This window comes from Burkholderia sp. Se-20378 (assembly GCF_017104665.1).
Taxonomy (GTDB): domain Bacteria; phylum Pseudomonadota; class Gammaproteobacteria; order Burkholderiales; family Burkholderiaceae; genus Burkholderia; species Burkholderia lata.
Window position 1 is genome coordinate 20,106 of sequence record NZ_JAAGPG010000066.1, and the last position, 7,332, is coordinate 27,437.

Below are 7,332 nucleotides of genomic sequence, written 5' to 3' on the forward strand. Positions count from 1 at the left end.
CCTAGCCCTTGCCTATTGCCGCTCCTGCTTCACGCGGCTGACGAGCTGCGTCGGGCTCACGAACTGCAGCGCGATCACGACCCACACGAGCGTGATGGCCATGTAGATCATCGCCATCGCGTCGATCGACTGCGGCGCGCGCACGCCGGTCGAGAACACCGCGTAATACAGCGCGACGACGAGCGTCTGCGTGCTCGGCCCCGCGGTGAAGAAGGTCAGCTCGAACATCCCGATCGTGCGCACCAGCACGAGCAGCCCCGCCGCGAGCATGCCGGGCACCAGCAACGGCAGCAGCACGTAGCGGAAATAGCGCCACGTGTTCGCGCCGAAAATGCGCGCGGCGGACTCGAGATTCGGGTCGATCTGCTCGATGAACGGCGTCATCACGAGGATCACGAACGGCAGCGCCGGCACGAGGTTCGCGAGGATCACGCCGGGCAGCGTGCCCGCGAGCCCGACCTTGTACATCACGGTGGCCATCGGGATCCCGTACGTGACGGGCGGCACCATCAGCGGCAGCAGGAACACCAGCAGCGCGAAGCGCTTGCCGCGAAACTGCACGCGCGCGAGCGCATACGCGGCGGGCACGCCGAGCGCGATCGACAGCAGCACGACCGCGCCGACGACCTCGACCGTCACCCACAGCACGCTCGCGAGCTGGAAGTCCTCCCACGCCTTCGCGTACCAGTGCAGCGTGAAGCCCTGCGGCAGCGGCGTGCCGAACCAGCGGGTCGCGATCGAATTCACCGCGACGGTCGCGATCAGCAGCATCACGTTCAGCAGGAAGAACGCCATCAGCCCCCACACGAGCGCCTTCCATGCGCGGCCGGCGAGATTGCTTGTCATCTTCTGCGGTTTCCTCGCGTCGACGGGCCGCTCACCGGGTGCATCGGGCGCATCGTGCTTCGGCGGCCAGGTGCGGGCGGCATGATTGTCGGTCGCCATCAGCCCTTGCCTCCCGTCACCGCGCCCGTATAGAAGAAGCGGCGCGCGCCGAGCATCGACGCGACCACCAGCAACTGCACGAAACCCATCACGATCGCGATCGCCGATGCGAGCGAATAGTCGTAGCTCTCGAACGCGGCTTCCGCCGCCGCGATCGAGATCACGCGCGTGGGCCCGGCCGGCGCGCCGAGCAGCACGGCCGACGGAAACACCGAGAACGCCTGCACGAACGACAGGCACGCAGCCATCGTGAGCCCCGGCACGAGCAGCGGCAGGTAGATTTGCCGGAACTGCTGCCACGGGTTCGCGCCGAGCGTCGCGGCCGCGCGCGCGAGCGTCGGGTCGATGCCGCTGATGTACGACAGCATCAGCAGGAACGCGAACGGAAAGCCCGACACGATCAGCGACAGCAGCACGCCCCAGTAGTTGTGCGTGAGGCGCACTTCGTCGGTGTACAGGTGCAGCCCCTGCAGCGCTTGCGGGAACCAGCCGTTCGGCCCGAAATACGTGAGCATCCCGTCGGCGACGAGCACCGTGCCGAGCGTGACGGGAATCACGAGCAGCGTCGTGACGAACTTCTGGTACGGCGAGTTGCGGCGCAGCGCGAACGCGACGGGCACTGCGATGCCGACGTTGATCAGCGTCGCCGGCACCGCGAGCTTCAGCGTGACGAGCACGGTCGGCCACATCGCGGTGTCGGTGAAGAACTGCACGTAGTTCGCGAGCGCGCCGCCGCCGTTCATCGGCTGGAACGACAGCACGAGGCCGTATGCGAACGGATAGACGAACAGCGCGACGATGAAACCGAGCGCGGGCGTGACGAGCCAGGCCTTCGCGTCGCGCGGCGTGCCGACCGGGAGCGTGCTCATGCGGCCTCCCGGTGTACCCGCGCCGCGGCCACGCCGCTCATTTCGGCGCTCCCGGATAGACGAGCGTACGCGACGGCGCAACGCGCAGCCGCAGCGGTTCGCCTTCCGTGAATTCGCCGGCCACCCGTGCCCAGATCGGGCCGAACGGCGTGACCGCGCGGATCAGCGAATCGCGACCGCCGTACTCGACCGTTTCGACGGTCGCGTCGAACGTGTTGTCGCCGCCTTCGTCCGCGCGCTCGATGTCGTCGGGGCGCAGCGCGACCGAGACGTCCTTCGCGTCGAAGCCGGCCATCGGCACGCCGGTGAGGCGAACGCCGCCGGCTGCGACGCTCACGTAATCGCCGGCCATCCCTTCGAGCGTGAACGGCAGCACGTTGCGATAGCCCATGAAGCGCGCGACATGCAGGTTGTGCGGGCGCGTATAGACATCCTTCGGCGTCGCGACCTGCTGCACCACGCCCTCCTTCATCACGACGATGCGGTCGGCCATCGACAGCGCCTCGTCCTGGTCGTGCGTCACGTAGATCGTCGCGCGTTCGAGCTGCGTGTGGATGCGGCGGATCTCGGCGCGCATCTCGATGCGCAGCTTCGTGTCGAGGTTCGACAGCGGTTCGTCCATCAGCACGAGCGGCGGCTCGATCACGATCGCACGCGCAATCGCGACGCGCTGCTGCTGCCCGCCCGACAGTTGCCCCGGCAGCTTGCCCTCGTGACCGACGAGCTGCACGAGTTCGAGCGCCTGCTGCGCGCGCCGCCGCGTTTCCTGCTTCGGCACGCCGCGCATCTTGAGGCCGAAGCCGACGTTGTCGAGCACCGACATGTGCGGAAACAGCGCGTAGTTCTGGAACACCATCCCGAAGCCACGGCGCTCGGGCGGCAGCACGTCGATGCGCGTGTCGTCGAGCCAGATGCCGCCGCTTGTGAGCGGCTGCAGCCCCGCGATGCAGTTGAGCGCGGTCGATTTGCCGCAGCCCGACGGGCCGAGCAGCGCGATGAATTCGCCACGCCGGATCTCGAGATCGAGCCCGTTCAGCGCGGCGACCTGCGCGCCTTCCGCATTGGTGAAGCTGCGGCACACGCCATCGAGCCGCAGCCGTTCGAAACTGTGCTTCATTGCGCGAACTCCATCGACGCGGGCGCCGCGGCGCCCGCCGGTCCATGCGTTACTTCGACTTCTGCGAACCGATCTCGCGATCCCACTTCTGGAACGCGGCGACCATCGCCTGCGCGCTGAGCGGCTGCACGTGCGGGCGATCCGCAAGCAGCTTCGCGTACTCGGGGCGGCCGAACTTGCGGACGACCTCCTGGCTGTGCGCGGGCGCCATCTCGAGCGTTACGCCCTTCACCGCCGGGCCCGGATAGAAGTAGCCGTCGTCGTAGGTCATCGCCTGTTGCGCCGGTTCGAGCAGGAAGTTCATCAGCTTGAACAGCACGTCGAGCTTTTCCTTCGGCACGCCCTTCGGGATCACCATGTAGTGCGCGTCGTTGACCCACGTCATGTTGTCGAATGCCTGGATCCTGAATTCGGCCGGCACGATGCCGAGCGCGCGCGGGTTGAGATCCCACCCGGTGACGGTCACGGTCATGTCGCGCGTGCCCTCGCCGAGCTCCTTCATCACCGCCGACGTGCCGCCCGGGTAGTACGGCACGCAGTCGTTCAACGCCTTGAGGAACGCCCAGGTCTTGTCCCAGCCGTTGATCGGATCCTGCGGATTCTTGTCGCCGAGCACGTACGGCAGCCCCATCAGGAACGTGCGGCCGGGGCCCGAGTTGGCCGGGCGCGCGTAGATCAGCTTGTTCGGGTGCGCCTTGCACCAGGCGAGCAGCTGATCGGGCGTCTTCGGCGGATTGCTGACCTTCGCCGGGTTGTATTCGAGCAGCGGACCGGCCGGCATGTACGTGACTTCGAGGCCGTAGCCCTGCGCGAGATCCTGCATCTTGCGCGGGCCGGGCGCGTATTTGTCGAGCACGCCGGGGAACGCGGCCGCGTCGTCGGGCAGCAGCTTCTGCCACAGGTTCTGCTCGATGCCGGCGGCCAGTGCGTCGGTGCCCGTCAGCACGAGGTCGATGTCGGAGCGCCCCGCCGCCTGCATCGCCTTGATCTTGCCCGGCAATTGCGGCGCGGGCGCGTTCGTGAACGTGACGTTCGATACGAGGTTCGGGTTCTTGTCCTTGAAGGCTTCGATGGCCTTCTGCGTGAGCTGCAGGTTGCCCGCGACATCGACGATGTTCAGCGAGACGGGAGCGGCAACGGCGGCCGCGGCAGACAGCGTGAAGCCCAGGGCGAGTGCGATCCGGCGGACACGGCGAGCGATCGTGGTGGCGTTCATGTCTCCTCACTTCGGTCGGTGGATGGGACCTTTCTTTTCAGGAAATCATGACGGCGTTATACGATGTCGGTCAACAAAAAACCACGGCGAACGGGGCGGGACTTTCCCTGACAAACACCTTCCGTTGGGCAGTAATTTGGTTACTGAACGATATGGTTCGGGGGATTATTGTTGGAAGAGGAGTCGTCTTGTGACGTCGTATCTCCTGGGGTCCACTCCTGTTGGAGCGGATCCGACGAGCATCTGATATGGATCGGCACCCGTGAGCCTCGGACATTGCGTTGGCCGGAGCGGTCGGATGTGAATTGGTTGGCGGAAGCTCATGTGAGGCAGCCACTTTGTTGGCGACACGCATGCACCTTAGTGGCTTGGTAGAGGAGCGTTTTCAGCGAGATAACGAATTTTCCCAGATTGCGCTGAAATATTCGGCCAGCTCTTCGCTGGTCACGGTGCCGTCGGCAACGTCGACCATCAAATCTTCGAGGTCGGCGAGGCGAGGAATCGAGATCCCCTGCCGCTCCATGTACGTCAAAGCGCAAGTCAGGCCGGTACGCTTGTTTGCGTCATTGAACACATGGCCGCGTGCAATCGCGACGGCGTAGGTCGCGGCAATGCCAAACACGTCGTCAAGGCCCGCGTAATGGACATGATTTTCAACGCGATGCAAGGCGGCCTCGACTCCGCCTCGGCCAGCATGCGCGAAACCGCTGAGGCCACCGAGATCCCGGATGATCTCGTCGTGGATGGTGATGACGTAGTCAAGATCCAGCAAATTAGCGGTCCTTCAACGCGATCAGCACGTCCCGGTGTTCGGAAATGACTTTTCGCGCCGCACGAAGCACGTCGCCTTTCTCGGCTTCGGTCGAAGCCTTGACCTCGGTGGTGGGACGGATGATCGTACGGGGTTTCAACTCAACCCCGTACAGTACCTTTCGTTTGGGAGCCATGACAGCGTTCCGCCTAAAAAAACGATAACAATCAGCCGCTTATCTCGCTAACGGACGGCAGCTGCACATTGCTGTCAATCATAGCACCCGATGAACCGACGAAGGCAGTCCAGGGCCGGCAGACGATGCCCGACGAACAGTCCTTTTAATGGAAACCACCTTCGCCCAGCATAGCCACCTCTCCGATCAACCGCTCCGCATCCCGCCACTCGCCATACCCCGACGCCGGGTTCAGGTGCCCGACCTCCCCCAGATCGACGAGCTTGCCGCCCCACCCGGCCGCCAGCGCCTCGACACGTTCGAAACGCGCGAGCGGATCGTTGCGGCTCGCGGCGACGATGCTCGGAAACGGCAGACGTTCGGTCGGTATCGGCGTCCAGCCGTTCGCGGCGATCGCATCGGGCGCCGGATAACCGGCGGGCATCGGCGACTCGAGATCGGCCGGCGCCGCGAGCAGCGCGCCATGAATCTTGCGCGTGGCCTGCCTTGCCCAGTGCACCGTGATCATCACCCCCGCGCTGTGCGCGACGAGGATCACGGGGCCGTCGATCTCGGCCAGCGCCGCATCGAGCGCCGCGACGCGCGCGTCGCGGCTCAGCTTGTCGGCTTCCAGCGGCGCGACGGCGCGCGCGTTCGGCAGGCGTCGTTCGAGGTGCGTCTGCCAGTGGTCTTCGACGTGATCGCGCAAGCCGGGCACGATCAGGATGGTGGGGGCGGTCGTCAGGGTCATGCAGTCTCCGAAGCGTTCAGGAAAGTTGGGACGCGCGCGGTTCGCGTTCGACGCGCGCGAGATCGGCCACGTAGCTCGCGCGTCCGATCGCGAACAGCACGGCGGCCATGAGCGGCACGACAGGAATCCATTGCAGTGCGCCGACGAGCCCGGCGCGATCGGCAACCCACCCCGTCAGCAGCGGGCCCGGCGCCATGCCGAGCAGGTTGTTGGCGAGCGTGAGCGTCGCGAACGCCGATGCGTGGATCGCGGCCGGCGTCAGGTTCGCGACCATCGCGCCCGATGCACCGGATGCGCCCGCGCCGACCAGCATCCCCGCGCAGATCAGCGCGAGCTGCAGCGGCCCGGGCGGCAGCCGGAACGCAATCGCGAGGCATACGCCCGTGAGCACGCAATACGCGATCGCGGTCAGCCACTTGCGCTTGCCGTCGGTCTTGCCGACGCGGTCGGTGACGATCCCGCAGCCGACCATCCCGACGCCCGCGAGCAGCACGAAGCCGGCCGCGAGCACGGCCGCGCGGTCGGGCGCCATCGCGTAGTAGCGGTTCAGGTAGCTCGGCAGCCACGCGAACAGCGCGCCCGGCACGAACAGGTGCAGCCCGCTGCCGAGATAGGCGCAGATCACCGAACGCGACGCGAACAGCCCCGACATCAGCGCGCGCACGTTGCCGCGCAGGTCGTGCGGCGTGCCGGCGTCGCGCCGGCACGGTTCGATGCGATACGCGGCGAGCCGTCGTTCGGTCACGACGCAGCGATACGCGACGAGCAGCACGATGCCGAGCGCGGCCATCACGCCGAACGACCAGCGCCAGCCGAGATGCGCGCCGACCAGCCCGCCGAGCGCCATCCCGAACACGGAACCGAACGCGCCGCCGGCCATGAACGCGCCGGTCAGCGTCGCGCGCAGCCGTGCCGGAAAGATGCTGAGGATCAGTGCGACGCCGACGCTGCCGTACGCGGCTTCGCCGAGCCCGACGAGGCCGCGCGCGACGAGCATCTCCGTGTAGTTGGTCGACAGCGCGCAGCCGAGCGTCGCGACGCTCCACAACGCAGCCATCAGCACGATGCTGCGCACGCGACCGAAGCGGTCGGCGAGCACCGACAGCGGAAACGTCAGCAGCCCGACCAGCAGCGCGACGACGCCGGACAGCGAACCGAGCTGCGTGTCCGACAGCGCCCACGCGTGCTTGAGCAGCGGGAACACGGCGTTGAGCACCTGCCGCGACATGTAGTCCGACAGCAGCAGGCCGACGGTCAGCCCGAACACGAGCCACGCATACGCGGGCGCGCGCCGGCCGGCGGCGGCGACGTCCTGCATCGACGGCTCGACATGATGGATCAGCATGCGTGTCTCCTCCGGCACCAGAGCGGTCGTGCTCCGGCGCGGCTTGCGTGGCCCCGCTCCGTGGTCCGGAGTCAGCCCCCGCGCCGTGCGCGGGGATGGGTGCCACGCCACAACGATCGGCGGGCGGCGGCCGCGACGACCGCCTGCCCGGATGCGCGGCGCG

Annotated in this window: 8 protein-coding genes; all 8 read right to left on the reverse strand. The window is 67.0% G+C overall.

The window, feature by feature from the left end:
* Window positions 1–12: 12 nt before the first annotated feature.
* The 8 genes from G3N93_RS10540 to G3N93_RS10575 all read right to left on the reverse strand — a co-directional run bounded on the left by G3N93_RS10540 (window position 13) and on the right by G3N93_RS10575 (window position 7,169).
* Window positions 13–945, reverse strand: coding sequence for an ABC transporter permease (locus tag G3N93_RS10540; RefSeq protein WP_174934088.1), 933 nt, complete (start codon window positions 943–945; stop codon window positions 13–15).
* Window positions 945–1,814 (reverse strand): ABC transporter permease, encoded by an 870-nt coding sequence (locus tag G3N93_RS10545; RefSeq protein ID WP_206132981.1) that lies wholly within the window; start codon window positions 1,812–1,814, stop codon window positions 945–947. The genes G3N93_RS10540 and G3N93_RS10545 overlap by 1 nt, the downstream gene beginning before the upstream one ends.
* A 37-nt stretch (window positions 1,815–1,851) precedes the next feature.
* Entirely contained in the window at window positions 1,852–2,931 is a 1,080-nt protein-coding gene (locus G3N93_RS10550; RefSeq protein ID WP_206132982.1) for an ABC transporter ATP-binding protein, read from the reverse strand.
* Between the two features lie 49 nt (window positions 2,932–2,980).
* Complete coding sequence (locus G3N93_RS10555) at window positions 2,981–4,147, reverse strand: ABC transporter substrate-binding protein (protein WP_174934094.1); 1,167 nt, start codon at window positions 4,145–4,147, stop codon at window positions 2,981–2,983.
* A 385-nt stretch (window positions 4,148–4,532) separates the two neighbouring features.
* The gene (locus tag G3N93_RS10560; protein ID WP_206132983.1) at window positions 4,533–4,919 is read right to left on the reverse strand and encodes a type II toxin-antitoxin system death-on-curing family toxin; all 387 of its coding nucleotides are present in this window, start codon (window positions 4,917–4,919) and stop codon (window positions 4,533–4,535) included.
* A 1-nt stretch (window position 4,920) separates the two neighbouring features.
* Window positions 4,921–5,094, reverse strand: coding sequence for a hypothetical protein (locus tag G3N93_RS10565; RefSeq protein WP_179258686.1), 174 nt, complete (start codon window positions 5,092–5,094; stop codon window positions 4,921–4,923).
* Window positions 5,095–5,239: 145 nt separating this feature from the next.
* Window positions 5,240–5,824 (reverse strand): alpha/beta hydrolase, encoded by a 585-nt coding sequence (locus G3N93_RS10570; RefSeq protein WP_206132984.1) that lies wholly within the window; start codon window positions 5,822–5,824, stop codon window positions 5,240–5,242.
* A gap of 16 nt (window positions 5,825–5,840) precedes the next feature.
* On the reverse strand, window positions 5,841–7,169 hold the full coding sequence (locus G3N93_RS10575; RefSeq protein ID WP_206132985.1) for an MFS transporter: 1,329 nt from the start codon (window positions 7,167–7,169) through the stop codon (window positions 5,841–5,843).
* Window positions 7,170–7,332: the final 163 nt, after the last annotated feature.